General features: G+C 55.2%; 22 protein-coding genes. 13 read left to right on the forward strand and 9 right to left on the reverse strand.

The annotated features are described in order from the left end of the window. Positions 1–5: 5 nt before the first annotated feature. The 4 genes from GRX64_RS03700 (at position 6) to selD (ending at position 5299) form a co-directional block, all read left to right on the forward strand. Complete coding sequence (locus tag GRX64_RS03700) at positions 6–1532, forward strand: bifunctional GNAT family N-acetyltransferase/carbon-nitrogen hydrolase family protein (RefSeq protein WP_166263845.1); 1527 nt, start codon at positions 6–8, stop codon at positions 1530–1532. Positions 1533–1701: 169 nt separating this feature from the next. Continuing rightward, positions 1702–2115 carry a hypothetical protein gene (locus GRX64_RS03705; RefSeq protein ID WP_166263846.1) on the forward strand — a complete coding sequence of 138 codons (414 nt, stop codon included), beginning with the start codon at positions 1702–1704 and terminating at the stop codon, positions 2113–2115. Positions 2116–2291: 176 nt separating this feature from the next. Then, positions 2292–3029, forward strand: a complete 738-nt coding sequence (locus GRX64_RS03710) for a helix-hairpin-helix domain-containing protein (RefSeq protein WP_166263847.1) — start codon at positions 2292–2294, stop codon at positions 3027–3029. After that, entirely contained in the window at positions 3029–5299 is a 2271-nt protein-coding gene (gene selD, locus GRX64_RS03715; RefSeq protein ID WP_166263848.1) for a selenide, water dikinase SelD, read from the forward strand. The genes GRX64_RS03710 and selD overlap by 1 nt, the downstream gene beginning before the upstream one ends. Here selD and senB read toward each other — a convergent pair. Then, positions 5280–6254 carry a selenoneine biosynthesis selenosugar synthase SenB gene (senB, locus tag GRX64_RS03720; protein ID WP_166263849.1) on the reverse strand — a complete coding sequence of 325 codons (975 nt, stop codon included), beginning with the start codon at positions 6252–6254 and terminating at the stop codon, positions 5280–5282. The two genes, selD and senB, sit on opposite strands and share 20 nt — an antisense overlap. Positions 6255–6514: 260 nt before the next feature. Here senB and GRX64_RS03725 point away from each other — a divergent pair, with 260 nt between their 5' ends. From GRX64_RS03725 to GRX64_RS03740, 4 genes are all read left to right on the forward strand, one after another. Further along, positions 6515–7384: a putative selenate ABC transporter substrate-binding protein gene (locus tag GRX64_RS03725; protein ID WP_235937510.1), complete on the forward strand. Its 870-nt coding sequence runs from the start codon at positions 6515–6517 to the stop codon at positions 7382–7384. Beyond that, positions 7384–8034: an ATP-binding cassette domain-containing protein gene (locus GRX64_RS03730; RefSeq protein ID WP_166263850.1), complete on the forward strand. Its 651-nt coding sequence runs from the start codon at positions 7384–7386 to the stop codon at positions 8032–8034. The genes GRX64_RS03725 and GRX64_RS03730 overlap by 1 nt, the downstream gene beginning before the upstream one ends. Before the next feature lie 7 nt (positions 8035–8041). Next, the gene (locus GRX64_RS03735; RefSeq protein ID WP_166263851.1) at positions 8042–9508 is read left to right on the forward strand and encodes a PhnE/PtxC family ABC transporter permease; all 1467 of its coding nucleotides are present in this window, start codon (positions 8042–8044) and stop codon (positions 9506–9508) included. A 250-nt stretch (positions 9509–9758) separates the two neighbouring features. After that, positions 9759–10352, forward strand: coding sequence for a hypothetical protein (locus tag GRX64_RS03740; RefSeq protein WP_166263852.1), 594 nt, complete (start codon positions 9759–9761; stop codon positions 10350–10352). Between the two features lie 25 nt (positions 10353–10377). Here the strand turns inward: GRX64_RS03740 and GRX64_RS03745 are convergent, their stop codons facing one another. Together GRX64_RS03745 and GRX64_RS03750 are read right to left on the reverse strand one after the other, a co-directional pair. Further along, positions 10378–10689 carry a hypothetical protein gene (locus GRX64_RS03745; protein WP_166263853.1) on the reverse strand — a complete coding sequence of 104 codons (312 nt, stop codon included), beginning with the start codon at positions 10687–10689 and terminating at the stop codon, positions 10378–10380. A 60-nt stretch (positions 10690–10749) separates the two neighbouring features. Then, positions 10750–11214, reverse strand: a complete 465-nt coding sequence (locus tag GRX64_RS03750; RefSeq protein ID WP_166263854.1) for a hypothetical protein — start codon at positions 11212–11214, stop codon at positions 10750–10752. Between the two features lie 172 nt (positions 11215–11386). Here GRX64_RS03750 and GRX64_RS03755 point away from each other — a divergent pair, with 172 nt between their 5' ends. The 3 genes from GRX64_RS03755 to GRX64_RS03765 are packed head-to-tail and all read left to right on the forward strand — an operon-like array spanning position 11387 to position 13752. After that, entirely contained in the window at positions 11387–12307 is a 921-nt protein-coding gene (locus GRX64_RS03755; protein WP_166263875.1) for an ABC transporter ATP-binding protein, read from the forward strand. 57 nt (positions 12308–12364) lie between these two features. Further along, on the forward strand, positions 12365–13126 hold the full coding sequence (locus GRX64_RS03760; protein ID WP_166263855.1) for an ABC transporter permease: 762 nt from the start codon (positions 12365–12367) through the stop codon (positions 13124–13126). Further along, a complete protein-coding gene (locus GRX64_RS03765) occupies positions 13090–13752 on the forward strand; it encodes a DUF192 domain-containing protein (RefSeq protein ID WP_166263856.1) in 663 nt (220 codons plus the stop codon). Before GRX64_RS03760 ends, GRX64_RS03765 begins: the two co-directional genes overlap by 37 nt. 49 nt (positions 13753–13801) lie before the next feature. Here the strand turns inward: GRX64_RS03765 and GRX64_RS03770 are convergent, their stop codons facing one another. Continuing rightward, positions 13802–14809 (reverse strand): substrate-binding domain-containing protein, encoded by a 1008-nt coding sequence (locus GRX64_RS03770; protein ID WP_166263857.1) that lies wholly within the window; start codon positions 14807–14809, stop codon positions 13802–13804. A 325-nt stretch (positions 14810–15134) separates the two neighbouring features. Here GRX64_RS03770 and GRX64_RS03775 point away from each other — a divergent pair, with 325 nt between their 5' ends. Then, a complete protein-coding gene (locus GRX64_RS03775; RefSeq protein ID WP_166263858.1) occupies positions 15135–15692 on the forward strand; it encodes a PadR family transcriptional regulator in 558 nt (185 codons plus the stop codon). 52 nt (positions 15693–15744) lie between these two features. On the opposite strand, the gene GRX64_RS03780 is transcribed toward GRX64_RS03775, so the two are convergent. Beyond that, positions 15745–16533, reverse strand: coding sequence for an enoyl-CoA hydratase (locus GRX64_RS03780; protein ID WP_166263859.1), 789 nt, complete (start codon positions 16531–16533; stop codon positions 15745–15747). Positions 16534–16771: 238 nt separating this feature from the next. Between GRX64_RS03780 and GRX64_RS03785 the strand changes: the two genes are divergently transcribed. Next, positions 16772–18205, forward strand: a complete 1434-nt coding sequence (locus GRX64_RS03785) for a CHAD domain-containing protein (RefSeq protein ID WP_166263860.1) — start codon at positions 16772–16774, stop codon at positions 18203–18205. A gap of 79 nt (positions 18206–18284) precedes the next feature. On the opposite strand, the gene ltaE is transcribed toward GRX64_RS03785, so the two are convergent. From ltaE to GRX64_RS03805, 4 genes are all read right to left on the reverse strand, one after another. Beyond that, complete coding sequence (gene ltaE / locus GRX64_RS03790) at positions 18285–19304, reverse strand: low-specificity L-threonine aldolase (protein WP_166263861.1); 1020 nt, start codon at positions 19302–19304, stop codon at positions 18285–18287. A gap of 361 nt (positions 19305–19665) precedes the next feature. Beyond that, the gene (locus GRX64_RS03795; protein WP_235937511.1) at positions 19666–20220 is read right to left on the reverse strand and encodes a hypothetical protein; all 555 of its coding nucleotides are present in this window, start codon (positions 20218–20220) and stop codon (positions 19666–19668) included. Between the two features lie 334 nt (positions 20221–20554). Continuing rightward, positions 20555–20932: a nuclear transport factor 2 family protein gene (locus GRX64_RS03800; RefSeq protein ID WP_166263862.1), complete on the reverse strand. Its 378-nt coding sequence runs from the start codon at positions 20930–20932 to the stop codon at positions 20555–20557. Positions 20933–21856: 924 nt separating this feature from the next. Next, positions 21857–22018, reverse strand: coding sequence for a hypothetical protein (locus tag GRX64_RS03805; RefSeq protein WP_166263863.1), 162 nt, complete (start codon positions 22016–22018; stop codon positions 21857–21859). Positions 22019–22308 lie beyond the last annotated feature (290 nt).

A 22308-nucleotide genomic window follows, 5' to 3' on the forward strand; every position in this document is an offset into this window, starting at 1 on the left:
AATCTATGGCCCATGAAGAACTTCATCTGAACCTCAGAAACCTGACACTGGACGACTACGACCAGCTCAAAACCCTGATGGATCGAATCTATGATGACATCGGCGGTGCCTGGCCCAAGGAAACGATTGAGGCGCTGGTTGAGCAATTTCCGGACGGTCAGATCTGTATTGAGGATTCGGGCGAACTGATCGCGGTCGCATTGACCGTGCTGGTCCAGTATGAGCGCTTCAGTAATCCGCACACCTACGACGACCTGATTCTGAAAAATGAGAAGATCTGGCACAACGCCAAAGGTGACTCGCTTTACGGTCTGGATGTATTCATTGATCCGGAATACCGCGGTTACCGTCTCGGCCGTCGGCTCTATGAGGCACGCAAGGAGCTGTGTCGATCCATGAACCTGCGGGCTATTCTCGCCGGCGGCCGTATTCCGAGTTACCACAAATACTCGGAACAGTATTCTCCGGCAGAGTACATTGAGCGGGTAGACCGTAAAGAAATTTATGATCCGATACTGACCTTCCAGTTGTCGAACGACTTCCAGGTCACTCGTCTGATGCACAAGTACCTGCCAGAAGATGAGAAGTCCCTGGGTTACGCCACCCTGCTTGAGTGGAACAACATCCTCTACACGCCGCCCTCCTCGGTCCTGAACGTTAAAAAAACGCAGGTGCGTCTTGGTGCGGTGCAGTGGCAGATGCGGGAGTTCACCTCGGTTGAGGAGGTGCTTGAGCAAGTCGAGTACTTCGTTGATGCCCTATCGGATTATAAGAGCGACTTCGCGTTGTTCCCCGAGTTTTTCAACGCACCGCTGATGGGGCTGACCGATCAAATGGACCAAACCCGGGCTATTCGATTCCTGGCTGGGTTCACCCAACAGTTTCGCGACCAGATGTCCGATATGGCGGTCAGTTACAACATCAACATCATTACCGGTTCCATGCCATTGCTGGAGAACGACCGCGTTTATAATGTGTCTTACCTGTGTCACCGTGACGGCCAGGTCGAGGAGCAGCGCAAGATACACATCACCCCGCACGAGCGCCGCGACTGGGTAATCGAAGGGGGTGATAAGTTTCAGGTGTTTGACACCGACGCCGGCCGTGTGGCGATCATGATCTGCTACGACATTGAATTTCCGGAGCTGGGTCGAATCGCAGCCGATCAGAACGTGGACATCATTATGGTGCCGTTCTGGACTGACACCAAAAATGGCTACTTGCGTGTGCGTCACTGCGCCCAGGCCCGGGCGATCGAAAACGAATGTTATGTGGTCATCACGGGCAGTGTCGGTAACTTGCCCAAAGTTGAGAATCTGGACGTTCAATACGCGCAATCCTCGGTCTTTTCACCGTCCGATTTTGCCTTTCCCCACGATGCGGTAATGGCAGAAACGACCCCGAACACCGAAATGATCATGTTCTCGGACATGGACCTGGAAAAGCTGAAACTGGTTCGCAACGAGGGATCTGTGACCAACCTTAAAGATCGTCGCACCGATTTGTTCGCAATTAAAATGCAGAATGAATAATTCGGGTGCGGCACAGGGCACTTGAAACTTTGCTGGAGCGTTTTAGTGCATTGACTTGAGAATATTGCTAAATGTTCAAGCTCTGGCTATTGTTTAACCATTAACGTACACCCCTGAAAGGAAGGGCAGCGGATTACAATGCCGACTGCCCGTTCCAAGCGAATGGACTATGCTGCGACCCACAGAACACATTGAAGCTCTGCCCGACCTGACAGCGCGTTTTTATGTCAAACGGGGCCTGTTCCGCAAAGAACGGATAGAAGCGGGTCTGTATGATCTCGATGAATACGGCTGTGTGTTAAAGACCGATAAAATATTCAATCCCGGTGACACACTTCTGCTTGATCTCGTCATGCGCATGCCGTTTGAGAATATTGAGGCGGAAGGGCTGACCGTATTGATTACGGAACGTAGAAAACACTGCAGCAATTACTTCTACTCCATTGATTTTATGAGTGATGATTCGCGGATTCATTCGTCGATAGCGGACAAGCTTAAACGCATCCGGGACGTACTGAGAAAAAAACAATCCCTGCGTTCTCGGCGCTCCGGCCCGCCCAACAGTCTCGGGCAAATGGCCTGAGACTGTTACAGGTTGCCTCATCGATTTGGTGACAAACTCATCCAAAATCATAAAAAGTATGTACCAATCACCACAACGGTGCAGGTTTACGTGAGCCCCAAACTCACCTAAAACAAAAAAGCGGTAACCAATCGAGTCAGTCCATCTATCAATGCTGGAATTAGGGAGAATGCACTATGGCTAAGAAAGAGAAGCCAAGCGTCGATAAAATTGTAAAAAAAGTAAACAAAGAGTTTGATAAGACGTCTTCACAGATTGAAGGTCTGATCGGGGATGCGTTAAAGCAGTTTGATTCGCTGCAAAGCCAGATTCAGGAACCCATCCGAAAGCTGATCAGCGAGATTGACCAGCTTCGTGAGCGTGAAATGAAACGCTTCAACGAAGAACTGGAACGTCGGCTTAAGGAGTTTCACGAGCTTCAGAATTCAGTATTGGAGCGCGTAGGCCTAAGCAGCAAAGAGGCAAAAAAAGAAATGAAAAAGGCTGCGGACGCGGCTCAGTCCAAGGCGGCCAAGACAGCCAGCAAGGCTCAGAAGAAGGCTCCGGCGGCGTCCAAAAAGCCGGCTGTTGCCAAGAAAACAGTGCCTAATGCCAAAAGCGCGGCGACGAAAGTGGCGGCCAAGGCCACCCCTGCAGCGAAAAAGCCTGTCGCGAACAAACCTGCCCCGACGAAAAAAGCCCCTGCAAAACCCAAGGCGGCAGCCCCTAAGGTGGCGGCAAAGCCACTTAATAAATCTGATTTAACGCTGGTTAAAGGGGTTGGTCCAGCCACGGCCAAAAAGATGAAGGAGTTGGGCATTACCTCCATTGAGCAGATTGCGAATCCAAACGCGGCAGAACAAGAAACGCTCCAGGCCTTTGTAAAAATGAAAGGCTTTGAAACCTGGTCCGCCGAAGCCAAGAAACTGCTGTAATGCGAACGACCGAACAACCTGTTCTACGTGATATTGTTCTGATCGGGGGTGGACACAGCCATGTAGGTGTTCTAAAACGCTTCGCAATGAACCCTGTCCCGGGTGTCCGGCTGACCCTGATTTGCCGCGACACCCATACGCCCTACTCCGGCATGCTGCCCGGCTATGTGGCAGGGCATTACAGCTACGATGAAGTCCACATTGATCTGAGTCGTCTCGCGGAGTTTGCCGGCGCGCGCTTTTATCGTGATGAAGCGATTGGGATTGACCGGGCAAATCGCCGCGTGACGTGTCGGAACCGACCGCCTGTGCCTTACGACCTGTTATCGATTAACATCGGTTCAGCGCCGAGAGTGGGCGACGTACCCGGGGCGGAGGCGCATGCCGTTCCAGTCAAACCGATTAACGGGTTCAATGCCCGTTGGCTGACCCTTCTTACCCGTCTGGAAAATCATCAGGGTCCTATGAACGTCGCTGTAGTGGGTGCGGGTGCGGGGGGTGTTGAGCTGACCCTCGCCATGCAATATCGGCTGCAGCGCGAGTTAAAGGCCCGGGGCGGCGATCCCAATCAATTATCGTTTCACCTCTTTGACGCTTCACCGACCTTGCTACCAACTCATAATGCGAGCGTCCGGACCCGTTTCGAAAAGTGCCTGAAAGACCGTAGCGTCCACGTTCATTTAGGGTCACCGGTAACCCAGGTGGACGCCAATCGCCTGGTGACGGAATCGGGTGAGAGTCTCGCGGTCGACGAAGTGTTGTGGGTTACCCGGGCCGGCGGCCCCGAGTGGCTGAACGACACCGGCCTGGCTCTGGACGAAGGTGGCTTTATCCGCACCCTCGACACGCTGCAGTCCGAGACCGACGAATACATATTTGTTGCAGGCGATATCGCCAATGTGATCAATTACCCGCGGGAAAAGGCAGGCGTGTTTGCTGTTCGTCAGGGCCGGCCACTAGCCGATAACCTGCGCCTGGCTGCCATTGGGCGCAAGCCCCGTCCGTTCAAACCGCAGAAAAAGTGGCTGGCGCTGATCAGTACGGGCGATAAATACGCCATTGCTTCGCGGGGCGACAGCGTGCTGGCTGGCAAGCTGGTGTGGCAATGGAAAAACTGGATCGATCATCGGTTCATGGCGAAGTTTAACGACCTGCCGGCGATGCCCGACACCAGCGATTTGCCCGATACCTCCGCCGCACAGAACCAGGAAGAAGCCTCCCAGGCCATTTCAGCCGTCGCCATGCGCTGCGGTGGCTGTGGCGCCAAGGTCGGGAGCACCGTGCTGTCGCGGGCGCTGAGTGAATTGCGACCGATTGAGCGCGACGACATTCTGGTCGGTTTACACGCCCCGGATGACGCAGCGGTGTTAACCGTGCCGCCGGGCAAAGCGGTGGTTCACACGGTCGATTTTTTCCGGGCCTTTATAGATGATCCTTACGTCTTCGGACGGGTTGCCGCCAACCACAGCCTGGGTGATGTGTTTGCCATGGGGGCTGAGGCACAAAGTGCAACGGCAGTGGCAACCGTGCCATACGGTATCGAGTCCAAAGTGGAGGACATTGTCTTCCAGATGATGTCGGGCGCGGTTGAGGTGCTCAATGAGGCCGGCTGCGCCTTGGTTGGCGGTCACACTGGCGAAGGTCGTGAACTGGCCCTGGGCTTTGCCGTTAATGGCCTGATCGATCCGGCGCACGTGATGAGCAAAGGTGGCCTGAAAGCGGGCGATGTGTTGATCCTGACCAAACCCATTGGTACGGGCACTCTGTTTGCGGCCCATGCCAAGTTGGCGGCACGGGGCCGCTGGATCGACAGCGCACTGACGTCGATGATGCTGTCTAACATGGATGGCGCCCGTTGCCTCAGGCGATACGGTGCCGAAGCCTGCACCGACGTTACCGGGTTTGGGCTGCTGGGCCACCTGGTGGAGATGACACGACCGTCGGGTGTGGATGCAGAACTCGATCTGGGGTCTATCCCCATACTGCCAGGCGCCGAAGAAACTGCCGCTGCGGGCATTCTGAGTTCACTGCAACCGGCCAACATTCGTCTCCGTAGGGGGATTCGCAATCAGGGCGAGTGGCTGAAAAACCCACGCTATCCGCTGATTTTTGATCCTCAAACGGCTGGCGGTTTGCTGGCCAGCGTATCAGCAGACAAAGCCGACGCCTGCGTGGCTGAGCTAAAGGCCATCGGCTACCCTCATACCGCCATCATTGGACGGGTGGTGCCCCAGGGCGATGCTATCGAGCCTATCGTGCTGAAGGCGTAGCTCTGGCGGCGTCGAGCGCCTGCAGCAGTGCGGCTTGTTCAGCGGCCGGTGTAAAGTCACCGGCCCGCTGTTCGACCAATTCGGTAAGGTGGGTAAGGAAGCTTGAATCCCGTTCAGCCTTTAACAACAGCGCAGCCAAGGCTTGCTCATCGCTGACCGGGTAATAGCCCGGGTATTCATCACCGAGCAGGCCACGGTTGCCCGGAATGTCTGAGGCAATCACTGGCAAGCCGGACCGACACGCTTCCGACACAACATTCGCCCCTCCTTCCATAACAGAGCTGATCACCATGAGGCGCGAACGGGCCATCAACTGTTGTACCCCTTTTTTGTCGATCTCCCGCAGCCACTGAAACCTGGGGTTATGCCGGGACTCTTCAGTGGCCATCCGCTCCCACTGCTCGGTGTGCGGTTTGCCCGCCTGCCATACACGAATGCGTGACTCAGCCGGCAACAGCCGCGAGGCCATGGCGGCTCTGAGAGAATCTTTTTCATCACGCAGATGCCCGATCACACACACGCCAAAGTCTTCAGACGACAACTCTGACACCGGGCGCTGCTGTGGGTCTGCGGATTGCAGAACCAGCCGAAGCTTAGCGTGAAAACACTCCGGAAGGTCATCCGCTACTTTTCGGTGTAGCCCGATCAGAACATCGGCCAGCGCCATGGAATGATACGTCGTTTCCGGATCACGATACTGAAATTGGTAAATGTCGGTGCCCGTCATCACGACAATGAGCGGCTTGGCGGGATACGCCTCTCGAAAACGCGTCACAGCTGCGTGGCTGCGCCAGGCATGAAGTGCAATCATCAGGTCGGCGTCTTCACCCTGATAGTCCGTCAGAATGTCGACCTGATGCCCCGCCGACACTAACAAGGCGCACCAGCGCTCTGCAGTGGCGCGATTACCCGCTTTCGAGCCCCTGGCGGCCGGTGTAACAATCAGAATATGCATTGCGCAGTAAGATCCCCACAGTCGTGCTGCTTTGCTTTAAGCCTACCCTATCCGCAAACAGTCGGATGGTGAACTGTTTACGACCAGGCAATAAAAAAGTTTGGAAGAATCGCCAAAAACCAGAGCCAAACGGTCGTAACCGGCGTACTGATGTTCATCCCGAAGCGGATTCAGAGTATCCTGACTTGCGCTGCATGGTACACACCAAAAGTCGATAACAGTCGCTACAAATTAATCTCAACAGATGCAGGGAATCATCCATGATGAATCATTTGATCAAGAACACCGTGCTGGCACTGGCCGGTATTGTCATCTCTACGACACCCGTGCTGGCAGAAACCTTTGTCTTCACTGCAATCCCGGACGAAGATGAAACCAAGTTGGTGGAACGCTTCCAGGGTGTAGCCGATTATCTGTCCGAAGAACTCAATGTGGACGTTCGCTACATCCCCGTTAAATCCTACGCCGCCGCCGTGTCGGCCTTCCGCAACAATCAGGTGCAACTGGCCTGGTTTGGCGGTTTATCCGGTGTTCAGGCCCGACGTCTGGTGCCCGGCTCTGAAGCCATTGCGCAGGGCGAGGAGGATGCAGCCTTTCGGACCTACTTTATCGCGCACAAGAGCACCGGCCTGGAGCCAATGGATGAGCTAAACCCCGACGTAAAGGGTGAAACGTTTACGTTCGGCTCCAAAGGGTCTACATCAGGACGCCTGATGCCCGAGTTCTACATTCGCGAAACCTTCGGTGCAGCACCGGACGAAGTCTTCTCCCGCGTTGGCTACAGTGGTAATCACACACGGACGTTGCGTTTGGTCGAGGCCGGTACCTATGGCGTTGGCGCTCTGAACTTTCAGGTTTGGGAGAAGGAACTGGAAGACGGCAGCATTAACGCCGACGACGTGCAAGTCATCTGGAAGACACCGACCTACCCAGACTATCAATGGACCATTCGCGGAGATGTCGATGAGAAATTTGGCGATGGCTTTAAAGCCAAGGTTCGCGAAGCGCTGTTGAGCCTGGACGACAAGGCTTTGCTTGAGAGTTTCCCTCGCACATCGTTTATTCCAGCCTCAAACGACGACTATGAACCGATTCGCAAGGTTGCCGAGCAAATTGGAATTCTTGATTAATGACCGGAATTGAGCTGTCGGAGATCACAGCATCGTTTGGCGGAGAGCGGGTCTTGGGCCCGCTCTCCTTTGCTGTAACCCCTGGTGAGCAAGTGGCCTTGGTCGGCAAGAGTGGCGCCGGAAAGTCCACACTCATGCGCCTGATCTATCAGCAGTCCAACGGTGGCGCCACATTAATACCTCAGGACCTTGGCCTCGTGCATGCCCTGCCCGTTTTTCACAACGTTTATATGGCGCAGTTGAACCGGCATCCTACGTGGTACAACGTTTGTACGTTGGTGCGGCCATTTCAGCGGGAGCGCAGGGAAATCATGCCATTGCTTGAACAGCTCGGTATCAACGAGAAACAATGGGCGCCGGTGGCCAGTCTGTCCGGGGGGCAGCGACAGCGTGTGGCAATAGCCCGGGCGCTTTATCGCAACTCTGGGATGTTACTGGCCGATGAGCCCGTCTCCGCGTTGGATGGCCCCATGGCACATACCGTGATGGCGTTGTTGCAAGAATCCTACCAAACCAGCATTGTTGCCTTGCACGACATTGAGCTGGCGTTGCGTTACAGCCATCGCATCATCGGCATACAAGACGGTCGAATTGCTTTGGATGAGCCAAGTGCCCGGCTCAGTGAAGCCGACATTCTGCCGTTGTACTGAGCCTCCCATGTTCTCCTATCCCACGGTTCGAGCGTCCTTTCTCTTTTTAGCCATCGCTTGCGTCGGGCTGGTGTTTGCCGACATCGCGATTACCACCGTGAACCCCTGGCGGGATCTGGGCCGCTTTTTCCTGGGTGTTGTAACGCCAGACTTCTTTTCCACGGAAGGTTTGGCAACGGCCATTCTCCGTACGGTTGCGTTTGCTTTCACCGGCGTCACGCTGGGCAGTGTTGCCGGGTTCTTGCTGGCGTTGGTCTACCGTTGGCGGGTAGTGAGAATGTTCTCAGCCTTCATTAGGGCCATACACGAATTGTTCTGGGCACTGATCTTCCTGCAATTCTTTGGCTTTCATCCATTAACCGGTGTGCTGGCGATTGCCATCCCCTACGCCGGCATTTTTGCCAAAGTCTACTCCGAGATTCTTGACGAAGCCGACCAGGAGCCGCTGCGCCTCTTACCCCCCGGTACCGGTGTCATTTCCGCTTTCCTGTACGCGAGGGTGCCGGACGTATGGGACCGAATCCGGACCTACACATCCTATCGGCTTGAATGTGGTATGCGGTCCAGTGCCATCCTCGGATTTGTCGGGCTGCCGACCATTGGCTTTTACCTGGAGGCGTCTTTTTCACAAGGGCTGTATTCGGAAGCCGGTGCCCTGCTGATTCTGTTCTATGTGCTGATAGCCACCATTCCCTGGTGGGTGAAACCCAAACTGCTACCGGTCTATATTATCGGGGCACCGTTTTTCCTCGGCGAAGGCTTACCGATTGTCTGGGGTAATGTGACCCGGTTTTTCACCCAGGACATTGTGCCGGCACCCATTCGCAACGATGAAAGCTGGGCGGAGCTCGGTCTGTGGTTCAGCGATCTAATGTTCAATGAAGCACTGCCAGGCCTCTGGAACACGGTTGTCCTGACCCAGATCGCCCTGGTCTTTACGGGTCTTCTGGCCTTGCTCGCATTTCCGTTGATTTCCAGCCACTTTGGCGGGCCAGTCCGGCGGGTATCCGGTCACGTGTTTCTGGTGGTCGTGCGCTCCACTCCTGAGTATATTCTGGCCTATATCCTGCTCCAGCTCTGGGGGCCCTCGATGCTGCCGGCGGTGGTAGCACTGGCATTGCACAACGGTGGCATCATCGGTCACCTCATCGGGCGCCAGACCAGCATGATCCGCCTCAGGTCCGATGCCTCGGTCGGTTTGAATCGATATACCTTCGAACTGATACCTCGGGTATATCGGTCATTCCTGGCGTTCTTATTCTATCGCTGGGAAATCATCATGCGAGAGACCGCCATACTGGGTATTCTGGGGGTGGCAACCCTGGGCTTCTATATCGACAGCGCAATACAGAACATCCGCTTTGACCGCGCGATGGTGCTGATCCTGATCACTGCGTTGTTGAATATTGGCATCGATGCCCTGTCACGCTTCATTCGGGGTCGCCTCGCCCTGAAAACCATGCCGACCTGTTAATCCGGCTCTTTCTGGTTTCTCCAGGCTATCTGCGCACTTTCTCCAGAACTACCTCCGAACGCTCTCCAGAACTATTTTTGCACTGTCCCGGCGTTCTCAGGCGAGTCCGCCTGCGGAAGTGCCGAACTCGTCACAATCCCGCACACAAGCGGGCCCGTTTAAGCAAGTTTGCACGCCCATTGATCCGAGACTTGGTAACATACCGTTACATTCGACTTATTTTCCGCATCCGTGATTGCTCAGGACCGATATGATTACCAGCGTCGTCGTTACCCTAGAAATTGTCTTGGCCGGTTTGCTCTGCCTGCTCGCTATCCGGATATTAACCCTCACCCTCACCCGCACCCAGCCCCTGACATTCTCCCGGGAGGATGTCTTTTCGCCGATGGCTTTCCGGTCTTCTGACGAACCCCAGGGTTCACCCACTTCACTTCAAGCGGCACGATCCCCCTCCAGCAATACCACCGACCTGATTACTCAGTTGCATATACTTCTGAGTTTGCAGGCGCGCGACACCCGGGAAAATGGTTTAACGCTGGCGTCGGCACCCAAAGTGGTTAAAGCCTACGCTCTGGCCTGGTTCTATGGCGCGGCCTGCGCGCTGACTGAGCCGGCGAACCGACATTCGGAGGAATTAACCGACACCACCGTTCATCTGGTTGCCCGAAAATTGGGTATCAGTGAGATGGCGGCGCAACAGATGTTTGCCGGGTGGGCAAATTGCAGTGTCCGGCTCGCCTGTTTCAGGAACGGACTGGAAGGGGCGGAATACTGGTCCGAAAACCGTTTTGTACCTCGGGAATACTCGCTGTACAGCGCGATCACTCGCTACGCTTTTATCTAGTGTCGTTAACTCACTCGGCGGATTGTCAGTCACTGGCCTGCTGAGTCGCATTGAGCAAAATCCACTGCTTGCCAATGGTGCTCGCCTCAGCACCAACAGGCGAATCCACGGGCACTCCAGTCACCTCCGGCGCCGAAAACGAACCGTCGTCTTTGCGAACCATGCTGTCCACGTTAACGGACCGAACGTGATAAACCTGACCTTCCACCTCAACTTTTGACCGATGAGTCAAACCAAAAATAAAGCGGCAGTAATCCAGTTTTAGCTGGAGCAGGTCCTGCTCGGCTTTGTTTATTTTCCTCAAGAGCACCTGTTGAACGCTGTCGCTGTATTGCATGCTGTCTTCCTTGAAGAAAGTGTGATTATTGAGCTGAGTTTACACTGAAATTCTGCGCTGTCATCTCTTGCCCGAGGCGTTGAATGCCAGGGTATAAGGAACGCTGGTGACCGGGACGCCGTCGCTGAGCAGATCGAGTCGCCAGGTCATATTCGCATCCACCGAGCAAAACGGAGCGGTAAACACAGCCTGCCATCGATGGTTGCCCCGACTCGCTCTCAAGGGTACCGGGTACTCTCCCAGATACATCGTCTCACCCCTGAGCACGGCCGCCAGTCGTCCGGGTTGGGCGGAGGTTTCAATGGTCAGTTGCAGCCGGTCACCGCCAGCATCGGCTGCCAACCGGACCAACTCGGCCTGCCATTCACCCTGCGGCCCCGACCACTCACAGCCTTGGGTCAGCAGTTCACAGGTTGGGACAGTGCCAGGATCCGATCCGGATGACGACATGAGCCATTTTGGCCCAAGCACCGCCAACGCCAGCAACGCTACCATAACGGCGACTACGATGAATGCTCTGAGCATGGCAGGACCTCTCAAATGGGGCTGCATTATGGATGCCTTTGTCCCCGGACACAAAGCAGGCGCTGGCACTGTGACGCGGCATAGGTGCAATTGAGGGTTCCGAAAGTATTGGAGGTCTGCGAAAATACAGCGCTTTTCGAGGATGACTCACTACCTACAAGGCCCTGACACCGTGCAGCCAGATATCTCCGTACAGAATGTGAGCAAAGTATACTCAGGCGGATTCCATGCCCTCAAAGAGGTCAACCTGGATATTCAGCGTGGTGAGATTTTTGCGCTTTTGGGTCCCAATGGGGCCGGCAAGACCACGTTAATCAGTATCATTTGCGGCATCGTCAATATGAGTTCGGGGCGCGTGCTGGCCGGCGGCCACGACATCGTTACAGACTACCGCGCGGCGCGTTCGAAAATTGGGCTGGTTCCCCAGGAACTGAATACCGATGCCTTCGAAACTGTCTGGGACACGGTGACTTTCAGCCGCGGTTTGTTTGGCAAGGCAGCCAATCCGGCTCATATCGAAAAGGTGTTGCGTGACCTGTCGCTTTGGGACAAGCGTAACAATCGTATAATGGCGTTGTCCGGCGGCATGAAACGACGAGTCATGATTGCCAAGGCTCTGTCCCATGAACCGCAGATTCTGTTTTTGGATGAACCCACCGCAGGCGTCGATGTCGAACTCCGACGCGACATGTGGAACATGGTGCGAGGCCTCAGGGATAACGGCGTCACTATTATTCTTACCACCCACTACATTGAAGAAGCGGAAGAAATGGCCGATCGCATCGGTGTCATCAGAGCCGGTGAAATTATCCTGGTCGAAGACACCGACAAACTGATGGCCAAACTGGGCAAGAAAGAGCTGCGCCTCCAGCTTCAGGCGCCCCTGGAGCAAATTCCGGGTGCCCTGGCGCTAGAGCCCCTGTCGCTCTCCGGCGACGGTTACGAGCTGACCTATACCTTTGATGCACAGCAGGAGCAGGCAGGCGTTGCCCGTCTGCTTCGCCAGTTGGGTGATCATGGCATCGAGTTCCGGGATTTGCAGACCCGTGAAAGCTCCTTGGAAGACATATTTGTTGGCCTGGTTCATGAGTAATCTGCCGAACGGACGGTCGCCACTACCTATATTTGTTGGAGTATGCAGGAGTATGCAATGAACGTTCATGGAGTCCGGGCAATCTATAAATTCGAAATGGCCCGTATGTGGCGAACCCTGATGCAAAGCATTGCGTCGCCTGTCATCTCAACCTGCCTCTACTTTGTGGTGTTCGGTTCTGCCATTGGCTCGCGGATGGGCGATATTAATGGGGTCAGCTACGGCGCCTTCATCATTCCCGGCCTGATCATGCTGTCGTTGTTGATGCAGAGCATTTCCAATGCCTCTTTTGGTATCTATATGCCAAAATTCTCAGGCACCATTTACGAGGTGCTATCAGCGCCGGTGTCCTACGTGGAAGTGGTGCTCGGTTACGTCGGGGCGGCCGCGACCAAATCGGTCATTCTTGGCCTGATCATACTGGTGACCGCTCGCTTGTTTGTGCCCTACACCATACTCCACCCGTTCTGGATGTTTGCCTTCCTGGTGCTCACATCAGTCACCTTCAGCCTGTTCGGGTTCATCATTGGCATCTGGGCCGACGGGTTTGAAAAGCTGCAGATTGTGCCATTGATGATCGTGACACCGTTGGTGTTTCTTGGCGGTACGTTTTACTCCATCGATATGCTGCCGGCCATTTGGCAGACCATCACCCTGTTCAATCCCGTCGTTTATCTCATCAGCGGCTTCCGCTGGGCGTTTTACGGGGTATCCGATGTCCACGTAGGCATCAGCGTGGGAATGACCTTGTTCTTCCTGGCGGCCTGCATGGTGGCCATCTGGTGGATTTTCAAAACCGGTTATCGGCTGCGTTCCTGATGAGCCGGCTGGCGGACGTTCCAAACGACACGACGATGGGTAGTGCCAGAAGCGTGAGCCTGCCAGCCACAAAACGAATTGCGCATGGATGGCGAGCACCTGGGTTGCTGGTGCAGGGTTTGTTGAAGCTGCTGGGGTTGTTAAGACTACTGGGGTTACTGGGGCTGTTGATTACCACGCTGGCACACGGCAGCGGCAAGGAGGGTACCGGACTGATTCCGGCCTGCCTGGTGACGGATCAGGCAACCATCGCGATTTCAATCGAGCGTGCCCTCACCCGTGCGCAGCGGCAGCAAGGCCTGATGGGGCGAGAGTCGTTACCTGAGTACCAGGGCATGCTGTTTATCTACAAAGAGACCCGGCCCGCTTCGCACACGTTTTGGATGCGCAACACGTTAATTCCGCTGGACATCGCCTATATCGATTCCGAGGGCGTTATCACGGCCATCAATTCGATGGAGCCATGCACCAACCGTGTGATGCAGTGCCCCACGTATGCGGCAGGTGCATCCTTTCAATTCGCTTTGGAAATGAATCACGGTTTTTTTGCGGCCCATGACATTGGTATTGGGGACCGGTTCACTGTGCCTGGGCAAGACCACTGCCCGTACGTTGGTCAAGGGTAACGGCTTCATTGTTCACCTGTTATCTGATCGGCTGACAAGCAAATGGCTATTACCAGTCATTAAACGGCGCGCTGCTCTCGAACCACACCAGCTCATTCATCGAAGTGGATTTGTATTCGGCAATCGACCGGCCCTCATTCAAGCGTTTCAATTGGTGATAGCTCGCGCGTCCCATCGCTTTAAAATCGATGGAGATAAGCCCGTGAACAAGTTTGTTTCTGAGCATCCGGTAATCCACTTCTCGCATGCTACCGGTGGCGGCCACGATGATGGGCGTGTCATTGCTTTGAACCTGCCGGTCTGTGCGCTGTAAGACGTCCTGATATCCGCCGGCATCGGCAATGGGCCATGCGCCGACGGACATGAGCACCTGAATGCTGGCGTCGTTCAGGGTTGCCTCAACCTGACCCAGTGCTTGCGAGGTCGAGTCCCCGTTGAGCCAGGGGCTCTTATCGGACTCCACCCAGCCATTCTGGCCGTTCAGTCGAGCAGACAGGCTGACCTCTGAACTCCCTGACAACTGCTCTCGTATGCCCAGAATCCGCTCGTTGAGATTGCTGTCATTTTCATCTGCGGTCATCAGGCAAAACTCACCTCGGTCCCGCCCCAACTTTTTCACCATCGCCCCCATGCGACGGCCAATCTCGCGGTTGTCGGGTCCGACATAGCCACTTCGCATCTGGGTTAATCCGGCAGGAAAGTCTGAATCAAAGGTCACAATGGGAATGTTACGGGCGCGGGCCTTGGCGACGGCGTTCTGGGCGAGGTAGTCGCCTTTTGTTACCGAAATGGCGATACCGTCCAACGGGTCTTCGAGGGCGCTCTCAAGGGCCCGGTTCTGTTCCATAAAATGGGAACCGAAGTTGGGGCCAATATGAACGCAACGGTCGTCGTATTGCACCGCTTCACTCTGGCAGCCTTCAAAGGCATCAATAAAATTCTGGTCTGCCACGCTCTTACTCACCAGTGCAAACACTTTGCCTTTGGCGTATGTCTGTGGAATGGCGCCAATAAGACCGACAACAAGCAGCGTATTCAGAAAGCTTCTGGAATTCATTGGGTCGTCCCATGAGTTCTGTATGGCAAAGTGGGCCATAGACAGACCAGTCCATGTGTTCATAGAACTTACTATACACAAGAGTGCGCAATACGGGGAAATGAGCGTTATTCCAGTCAACCCAGTCGCAACTTAAGCCCGCCAACGCCGATGGGTGAAGGTCTGGGCGCCGACGACCGGGCACCCGAGTTGGCCAATCACCCAATAGACACTCCCAGCTGATCATGGTGATTATGCATATAGTTGCATAACGATTGACTTGCGCATTATTATGCAACAAGGTGCATAATGTGCATTCCCTTTCCCATTTACGTGATCTGATCCTATGGCCCTCCGATACGCACTGCTCTGCGCATTGCACGAACAGCCGGCAACCGGGTATGAGCTTACCCAACGATTCAAGACGCGGTTGGCGAATGTCTGGAACGCGAGCCACCAGCAGGTATACCGGGAGCTTGCCAAACTGCAGCAGGAAAAACTGTTGCTGGTTGAAGCCATAGAGCAACCGAACAAGCCTGACAAGAAGCGCTATCACACCACCCTCGCCGGTCGCTCTGCGTTAGAGCACTGGCTCGGGCAAATTCAGCCCCGCCCTGCTACCCGTGACCCATTGCTGGTAAAACTGTTCGCGGGTGATTTGCTGGATCTGGCCGTGCTACACAATGAGCTGGAGGCGCTAAAAAAGGAGTCGTTGGCGCAGTTGGAGTACTACCGGGTCATTGAGCAGACTTACTTCCCAAACCCGGGGACTTTGAGCCGTCACTACCGGTTGCAGTACCTGGCCCTGCGGCGGGGAATTCTGTCTGCGGAAGCCAACCTGAACTGGCTGGCGGAAGCCGAGGTAACGCTCCAGAATCTACCGAACGTGCCCGGCCGCCCATAAATCCGGCACCAGCGCCCGCATACCGGCGTAAGCGCCGGGTGCCTGAACCGGCCTAACGGTCTTGCCATTCCGGCTGACGTTTATCCAGAAAAGCACAGATGCCCTCCTGGCCGTCCAATGCCTCAAGATTGTCGGTCATCACCCTTGAGGTGTAGTCATAGGCTTCGGTCAGCCCCATCTCCGCCTGCTTATAAAACGCTTCCTTGCCGATTTTGAGGGTATGACTGGATTTGCCGGCAATGGTCGCCGCAAGTTGATGGACTGCCTCATCAAGGCCGTCTGCGGGCACGACCTGATTCACAAGCCCCATCTGCTCTGCCCTTCCGGCGCCGATCATATTGCCGGTTAACAACATCTCCATTGCGTGTTTGGGAGACACGTTACGGGAGACCGCCACCATGGGCGTGGAGCAGAACAGGCCAATATTGACCCCGGGTGTTGCAAACCGGGAAGGCTCCGACGCCACCGCAAGGTCACAGCTGGCAACCAACTGACAGCCTGCAGCCGTCGCCACGCCGTTCACCTTTGCGATCACCGGCTTGGGCAGCCCGACAATTTGCTGCATGACTTTGCTGCACAGTGCAAACAGACGATGCTGCGCATCCCGTTGATCGAACTGGCCCCGAATCTCTTTCAAATCATGCCCGGCACAAAACACCGGACCACTGGCCGCGAGCACCACAACACGAGAGTGATCGTCCGACGCGATGTCGGTCAGTACACGAGACAAAGCTTCCAGCATCGCCATGGACAGACTGTTCCGGCGCTCGGGCTGGTTAAGAGTGACGGTGGTGATGCCGTCAGCTGAGTGCTGAAGAACCAAAGTGTCTGTGGCCGTCATAAACAGCCCTCCTATATCGTTGGTGATTGATCAGTTGCGGTTACGTTTCTGACGAAGACTCTGACAGGAACTCTGAGCACAGAACAGATGAAAAGCTGCGCCACCGACACCACAACTGCTGGAACTTACTCAAGCCCTTGCAATCGAAGTTATACTGATTCGGCACCAAATACGAGGCACCTGTACCCTCAATTCAGCGGCCTTTATTGGCCACAAACACTCAACCAATGCCAGACCGATGAAACATTTGTTTCTGATTCGACACGGAAAATCCAGTTGGTCTGACTCACACCTTTCCGATTGGGATCGCCCGTTAAAAAAACGTGGCAAACGTCAGCTGGGCATCATGGCCGGACCACTGGCCAAAGCCGGTGCTTTTTCCGGAGCAATTTACTCAAGCGACGCCGAACGCGCACGGCAGACCATTAATGGCATGATCAACCTGCAGGGAGACAACGGCGTGCCGGCCCGGGTGATCTTCAAGCCCAAACTCTACACCTTTGAGGGCGACGTCTTATTCAAATGGCTGCGTAAACGACGAGACAGAGGGTCTATTACCCTGGTCGGACACAACCCGGCGTTGCTTGACCTGGCCAACACACTGCTGCGCCAACCCATTGATGCCTTGCCAACCGGCAGTTGCATCCACGTGCTGTTGCCGATTCGGTCCTGGCGTGAACTGGTGCCGGATTCGGCGGCACTCGTCAACCTTATGGTCCCCACCCGGGTGAGTTACCGGGAGTTTCAGAAGAAGCAGCCGGCCGATCCGGTTAAAAACAGTGGCCTCGACCAGTGGCGGGCAATGACTCGGGCATTGGTCCACAGTCTGGAGCGTCTGAAGGCACTGGAGCCAGGCATCCGGCTGGGCTTCGACCCCGAATTCCTGCATCAATACCGCATCGCGATTCGCAAGATTCGAGGCGTGCTGGAAACCCTTTACCGGCTCACCAACGATCGCACCCTGAAAAAGCCCACCCGGAGCTTGCGGGATTGCGCCCGGGCTACCAGTGAATTACGGGATCTGGATGTTTTCCTGGGCAAACTGATCGAGTGGCAAAACAACCCTGAAAATCATGACGCCCTCGTCCGAGCCAATATCATTACCGTGTGCCGGCAGCGTCATCGGGAAGCCCATCGTCGGCTTGTCGACCTCCTCGACAGCAAGAACTACCGTGACCAGTTTGATCGCTGGCAAACCCTGATTCAGAAGTCCAAATTCAACACCAAACTGAAAGCATTGTGCGGACCGCTAAGCGGCCAGGCATTGTTGGAGCGCATCGCGGACCACAATGCCCGACTAGGCGCATTGACCGAGACGTCGCCGGACGACGACGTTCATCGCCTGAGGAAATGCCTGAAACGGATTCGATACCTGTGTGACCTGGACCCCACCCTGCCTGCCTCGTTTCTCAAGGCATTGAGGCACCGACAAACCTTAATGGGTGAGTTTCAGGACCACTGCATGCAACAGACCTTATTGACCAGCCTTCAGAAAGAGGCGGCGGACGGCGATGCCCTCGCACCGCTGATTGCGCGAATAGAAGCGCAGAAGCTGGCGGCACGCTGGCGCATCATGGAGCTGGAGCCTATTGATGACACACCCATTCGTGACGCGTCGGCTCAAGAAACGTCAGGGGACGATGGGCACCCACCTGAACAACCGTCTTTTTAACGTTCCCGACATGTGGGAAAGCGGCCCTGACAACCGGGGGATGGGCGCAAAAGGGATCGGCGCAAAACGCCGGCAACGGCTAAGCCCTGAAGAAGGCCGCCATCACGTCGAGTATTTTTTGGACATCCTCGCGGGATACGTCCAAGTGGGTAACCAGCCTGGTTTTTTGAGACGGCGCCATCAACACATCATGCGCAGCCATGTGTGTCTGTAAATCAGCACAATATTGCTCCGGAAACCTTACAAACACCATGTTGGTATCGCAGGACAGTACCTCGGCACCCTTCACCTCAGCCAGGCCGTCCCTCAGGCCATCGGCCAGCAATCGTGCGTGACAATGGTCGTCTGCAAGCCGCTGCACGTGATGGTCCAGAGCATAGTGGCAACCTGCCGCCAGAATACCCGCCTGACGCATGCCACCGCCAAGCATCTTGCGAATGCGTTTGGCCGTGGCAATGAATTCGTCACTCCCTACCAACACCGAGCCCACCGGCGCCCCAAGGCCTTTTGAGAAACACAGTGAGACCGACTCAAACCCGTTGCAAAGCGAGGACAGTGGCAGACCGGTGGCAACCGACGCATTGAACAGACGAGCTCCATCCAGATGGGTCGCCAGGCCCCGATCGGCCGCAAACGCCGTCACCTCATTAAGATACTTCTGGGGGATCACCCGACCGTGGAAGGTGTTCTCCAGCGCAACCAGGCGGGTGCAAGCGTAATGAAAGTCGTCCTGTTTGATGGCGGCGGCGATCCTGTCCAGTGACAGGGTGCCATCTTCCTCATGCTGAATGGGCTGGGGCTGAATGCTTCCGAGCACCGCTGCGCCACCCGCTTCGTATTTGTAGAGATGAGCGTTCTGTCCGGCAATGAATTCATCACCGCGCTGACAGTGCGACATCAGCGCCGCCAGATTGCTCTGGGTCCCGGTCGGGAAAAACAACGCCGCCGGATACCCGGCGCGGGCCGCAACCGCCTCCTGAAAAGCGTTGATGCTGGGATCATCGCCGAACACATCGTCGCCCACCGGCGCCTTATGCATGGCTTCGCGCATGGCCGGAGTGGGACGTGTTACCGTGTCGCTTCGAAGATCGATGGGCATCAGGCGCTCCTGTTGACTCTATGAAGGGGCAGTCAAACAATTCGCCGCTGAATAACCCGGTGGCCGGAACAGCTAATTCCTTTCAGGCTCGGCTGGTATCCGGAGTGAAACACCAAGAGGTGAGGCGAACGTTTTTCCCGCAGTAACCCGATCATAGACTGATGTCAGGACAAACCAAAGACTGCGCGCTGAATTTGAAGTGTGGATTGCAACCTGCGCCCGACTTACTATTTGAGTTACCGGTTTTGATTAAGACCGCACTTAAGACTGTGCTGACCGCTGTGCTCGCCAGAATAACACCCAAAACCCACCGCCGGAGAAGGCAACGCCAACTCCGCCGGTCCGTGTCTGGTTTTTCCGATTACTGTTGTTGTTGCCACTCTCGTTGATGTTGCAGCATCTGCTCCATCATTAACTGCATTGCATTCAATCGGTTTTCCATCATCCGCAGCCGTTGGTCCTCACCCCACTCTTCATCGCGACCCTGAGGCCGACTCTTCCCCGGATTGCGGCTTTGTTTATCGTCTGCTTTGCCACCCGGCGGACCACCCATCATGCCCCGGTCATTGTCCATCATGCCTGGGCCACCCATGCCGTACCCATAAGAGCCCGGTCCCATCATGCCGCGGTGCATGAGTTCCATGTGTTCTTCCATGGCCTCCATGTGCTGATCCAGTAAACGCTGGCGCTCCGCCCTCGAGCCTGCATTGGGCATCTGCTGCATCATGCCCTGCATTTGCGACATATTTTGATGCATGCGCTCTACCTGCTCTTCATCCATCATCATACCCGGTCCGTATTCCTGCCCTCCCCGATCCCGGTATTCGCCACGTTCGGTATTTTTTTGGTCGGCCATCATCAAGGCCGGAGACGTCGCCAGAACGGAACAAACCACCAGCTTTCCAAAACGATTCATCGTTGATCTCCTTGTACGTCTGCAGTCTTACCCAGTCTCCATTTAACCGCACCTGAGTGGCATCAACACAGCCTTTAGGGATCAATCGATCGCCTGATTGACCTGCGTCAGGTCTCAGCGATGCTCACCCTCGAATCAGGTCATGCAATGCTGAGCGCACAGGCGAGACATTACCTCGCTGAGGGCGCGGCTTTATTAAATGGGTGGGCCTGTAGGTTTAATCAGAGAAACGATGAGCAGAAAAATCCGTTCGAAGCGGTCACGGGTTTCGCACCCGTCCTGTTCGTGGCGGAACCTGACCAGGACCGATCGAAGATTGGGTATTCCCCATTTTTTAGCCGGCTGACGGCAGGTTGCCTCCCAGCATGTTTTCAACCACGGCCGCGTTGTAGAAGGCTTCAACCGTCTGGATTTTGTCGTCTCGGACACGAAACCAGACCGCAAGCCGCACATCCCCGATCGGTTCGAAGTTGGTCCGGTAATCCAGAATCGCAAACACGTGCTCCCCGTCGGCACTGAGCTGACGGACAATCAGGTCTTTCTGAATGGCAACCATACCGAACTGGTAGGTCAGCATGTCGTCCCGACTGAGGAAGCGCATATTCGGCCCCACATATTCAAACCCCTCAGTCGCCAGCAAGGTCTTTGCTTCATCCAGACACTGGGCCTGGATATCCGCGATGAACTGCGCCACGATGTCTTTTGGCTGCATGAATAGACCCCACTTCTGGCACTGGGATGGTCTGAATACTTAATTCGCGCAGAGGCCATGAAAAGCTGCGCATGCTCTCAGCTTTATACCAAAAAAGGAGCGATGACAACTGAGTCTGTTGGCCATGTTGCCTGGCGGGTGTGTTAACGGTCTGTTGTACGATTATTTTCCATCCGTTGAGGCGAGAATGCCGCCTGCGCAGTCGCTAATCCGCCGAGATTCAGCTCCCCGTTAATTTTCACACCGTCAAACTTTATCCCAGGCCACCCAACGCCAAAAGCGCCGTGAAGAGTCCTGCCATGGTCAGCACCAAACACCTCGACCGTAATCGTAATCCGCCGAGTAACAGGGTAAACCCGATCACAATCGAGAGTGTCGAGCATGGGATGCGCCCGGTGGGTGCGGAATACGACCAAGGTAAACGGCAACGCCGAGCAGAAAGCTCACTATCACTGCGAAGGATGCGCCGTTGAAAGGGTTGTCGTAGAACCAGGCGAGGACGCCCAAAAGATGAGTTACGTTTTGACGGACGCAGGCCAGAAACCAGGGCCAAAATCAGACCGGCGAAATAGCCATGCCAAAGAATAGAAAGTAGTCGCCAATCGTTGGCGGTTGCACCAGGTCTCGTCAGCGTCGTTGCCTCGAGCGCTCATGTCGCTTGGTACGCGGCCATCCCACCCCGTGAATCAGGCTCAGCCCGAAGCCATATCTTTCGCGTTCACCCGCAGGGTCTCTCTGAAAAGGTACTGACTGGACGGGTGTTCGCCTCTTGGCGTGGCGCGTACTGTCAACGCCTCTGTTAAAGGCATTGTTTGTGTCGCGGAGTTTTGGGGCACCGTGACAAAACCACCCCAAAACGCAGCGAAGCACACGCTGTCATGTTGATGCATTGGTAAGGTGTTTCGATACCAGACATCAAAATCATCAGCGACTTTTCAGGTTAATCTGCTTCGAACCTGTAGGGACGGTTTGTCCACTTTTACCTTTACCTACATACTCAATGGCCCCGCCAGATTTTAAAAAAGCAGCGGTTTGTTCTTCAATTGTGGCAGTCGTGACTGCATCTTTTGCGGGTGTCTTGCTCATTCTGTTCTCCCAGTTAACGATTGGCTTATTCGCCCACGTCGATAATATTTAATATCTTAAATAGGCAAACGAGTGTGGCAGTGATCAATGAAATACAATTCTCACCATCATCACTATGACGCAAATACTTCTTGAAACTAACGCGGTCATTTACGCTTTTGTCAGGCGGTGCCCTTACTGCGCAGCCAAACGGGCGCCCGATGCAGGGCCGTCAGGCCCGGGACGAACTGCAACTGTTTAAGCATCAACAGCGCCCAGCGACGGATAGTTTACCACGTATACCAATGAGA

The organism is Marinobacter caseinilyticus, from assembly GCF_011074955.1.
Classification (GTDB): domain Bacteria; phylum Pseudomonadota; class Gammaproteobacteria; order Pseudomonadales; family Oleiphilaceae; genus Marinobacter; species Marinobacter caseinilyticus.

Excerpts from the sequence above, each read along its gene's own strand:
- GRX64_RS03780 (WP_166263859.1), bottom strand. The coding sequence starts at position 16,533 with ATGACGGCCACAGACACTTTGGTTCTTCAGCACTCAGCTGACGGCATC.
- GRX64_RS03760 (WP_166263855.1), top strand. The coding sequence starts at position 12,365 with ATGAACGTTCATGGAGTCCGGGCAATCTATAAATTCGAAATGGCCCGT.
- GRX64_RS03745 (WP_166263853.1), bottom strand. The coding sequence starts at position 10,689 with ATGCAATACAGCGACAGCGTTCAACAGGTGCTCTTGAGGAAAATAAAC.
- GRX64_RS03705 (WP_166263846.1), top strand. The coding sequence starts at position 1,702 with ATGCTGCGACCCACAGAACACATTGAAGCTCTGCCCGACCTGACAGCG.
- GRX64_RS03710 (WP_166263847.1), top strand. The coding sequence starts at position 2,292 with ATGGCTAAGAAAGAGAAGCCAAGCGTCGATAAAATTGTAAAAAAAGTA.
- GRX64_RS03740 (WP_166263852.1), top strand. The coding sequence starts at position 9,759 with ATGATTACCAGCGTCGTCGTTACCCTAGAAATTGTCTTGGCCGGTTTG.
- selD (WP_166263848.1), top strand. The coding sequence starts at position 3,029 with ATGCGAACGACCGAACAACCTGTTCTACGTGATATTGTTCTGATCGGG.
- ltaE (WP_166263861.1), bottom strand. The coding sequence starts at position 19,304 with ATGCCCATCGATCTTCGAAGCGACACGGTAACACGTCCCACTCCGGCC.
- GRX64_RS03735 (WP_166263851.1), top strand. The coding sequence starts at position 8,042 with ATGTTCTCCTATCCCACGGTTCGAGCGTCCTTTCTCTTTTTAGCCATC.
- GRX64_RS03785 (WP_166263860.1), top strand. The coding sequence starts at position 16,772 with ATGAAACATTTGTTTCTGATTCGACACGGAAAATCCAGTTGGTCTGAC.
- GRX64_RS03800 (WP_166263862.1), bottom strand. The coding sequence starts at position 20,932 with ATGCAGCCAAAAGACATCGTGGCGCAGTTCATCGCGGATATCCAGGCC.
- GRX64_RS03725 (WP_235937510.1), top strand. The coding sequence starts at position 6,515 with ATGATGAATCATTTGATCAAGAACACCGTGCTGGCACTGGCCGGTATT.
- GRX64_RS03730 (WP_166263850.1), top strand. The coding sequence starts at position 7,384 with ATGACCGGAATTGAGCTGTCGGAGATCACAGCATCGTTTGGCGGAGAG.
- GRX64_RS03700 (WP_166263845.1), top strand. The coding sequence starts at position 6 with ATGGCCCATGAAGAACTTCATCTGAACCTCAGAAACCTGACACTGGAC.
- GRX64_RS03750 (WP_166263854.1), bottom strand. The coding sequence starts at position 11,214 with ATGCTCAGAGCATTCATCGTAGTCGCCGTTATGGTAGCGTTGCTGGCG.
- GRX64_RS03805 (WP_166263863.1), bottom strand. The coding sequence starts at position 22,018 with ATGAGCAAGACACCCGCAAAAGATGCAGTCACGACTGCCACAATTGAA.
- GRX64_RS03775 (WP_166263858.1), top strand. The coding sequence starts at position 15,135 with ATGGCCCTCCGATACGCACTGCTCTGCGCATTGCACGAACAGCCGGCA.
- senB (WP_166263849.1), bottom strand. The coding sequence starts at position 6,254 with ATGCATATTCTGATTGTTACACCGGCCGCCAGGGGCTCGAAAGCGGGT.
- GRX64_RS03770 (WP_166263857.1), bottom strand. The coding sequence starts at position 14,809 with ATGAATTCCAGAAGCTTTCTGAATACGCTGCTTGTTGTCGGTCTTATT.
- GRX64_RS03795 (WP_235937511.1), bottom strand. The coding sequence starts at position 20,220 with ATGAATCGTTTTGGAAAGCTGGTGGTTTGTTCCGTTCTGGCGACGTCT.